Here is a 1312-nt window from a genome sequence, read left to right on the forward strand (position 1 = left end):
GTGAACTACCCCAGGTTTCCTTCCGATCTTTATAGGAGGATTGGAAGTTATGCCCCGTCAGTATCCGCCCGAGTTTCGGGCGCGTGCGATGCGTATGTTGGACGCCTCGTTGGAGGACTCGCAAGTGTCAGAGTTCGAGGCGATTAGGTCTGTTGCGAGCAAACTCGGCGTAGCCGAGGAGTCGGTCCGTCGGTGGCGGCGCAAGGCGCAGATTGATGCTGGTGAGCGTCCTGGCACCTCAACCGCAGAGCATGAGGAGATCCGCCGGCTCAAGCGCGAGGTATCCGAATTACGCAGAGCCAACGAGATCTTGAAGTCTGCGTCTGCGTTTTTCGCAGCGGAGCTCGACCGCCCCGGGACGAAATGATCGCTTTCATCGATGCTCATCGGGATCAATTCGGGGTCGAGCTCATCTGCCGGGTTCTGCGGGCAGCTATCCCAGGGTTCATGACCTCACGGGGGTACCGGTCAGCGATCACCCGGGCGCCGTCAGACCGGGAACTGCGCGACGAACAGCTCATCGATGAGCTGCGCACCGTGCACCGCCAGAACTACTCGGTCTACGGCGTCAAGAAGATGCACCAGGCGATGAAGCGCCGGGGGTGGGCCCTCGGACGCGAGCAGACGCGCAGGTTGATGCGCAAGGCCGGCCTGCGCGGCGTCCAGCGCGGCAAACCGGTGTTCACCACAGTCAGCGATTCGGCTGCCCCGCGCCCCGCCGACCTGATCAACCGCCGCTTCGGCACCGCCGCACCGAACCGGCTGTGGGTCGCCGACATCACCTACGTGCGGACCTGGCAGGGCTTTTGCTACACCGCCTTCGTCACCGATGCATGCACCAAAGCGATCAAGGGATGGGCGGTATCGGCGACGATGCGCACTCAAGACCTACCGCTGCAAGCATTCAATCATGCTGTGTGGCAATCGAACTGCGATCTATCTGGGTTGGTCCATCATTCCGACCGCGGATCGCAGTACCTATCGCTGACCTATACCGACCGGCTCGCCGACCTCGGAATCGCCCCGTCGGTCGGCTCGCGCGGCGACAGCTATGACAACGCCCTCGCCGAGTCGGTCAACGCCAGCTACAAAACCGAGCTCATCTACCCCAATCGACCGTGGCGAAGCATCGCCGACGTCGAGTTGGCAACCGCCGAGTGGGTCGCCTGGTACAACCAAGAACGCCTGCACGAGAACCTCGATTACACGACCCCAGACGAACACGAGGCCGCCCTGACCGGCACCTCACCCCACGTGAGCCAGCCCATCCCGGCCCTCACAACACAATAGGAAGAAAATCCGGGGTAGTTCA

1 protein-coding gene and 1 other annotated feature are annotated in these 1312 nt (G+C 62.3%); the gene reads left to right on the forward strand.

Annotation, left to right across the window (positions count from 1 at the left end):
• Nucleotides 1-49: 49 nt before the first annotated feature.
• A protein-coding gene (locus AU194_RS29740) for an IS3 family transposase (RefSeq protein ID WP_231743631.1) occupies nucleotides 50-1290 on the forward strand; the annotation gives its coding sequence in 2 pieces (ribosomal slippage) (nucleotides 50-335 and nucleotides 335-1290; 1242 coding nt in all).
• Nucleotides 325-441, forward strand: a sequence feature (AL1L pseudoknot). It overlaps the preceding gene by 117 nt.
• Nucleotides 1291-1312: the final 22 nt, after the last annotated feature.

This window comes from Mycobacterium sp. GA-2829 (genome assembly GCF_001499965.1).
In the GTDB taxonomy this organism is placed as follows: Bacteria; Actinomycetota; Actinomycetes; order Mycobacteriales; family Mycobacteriaceae; genus Mycobacterium.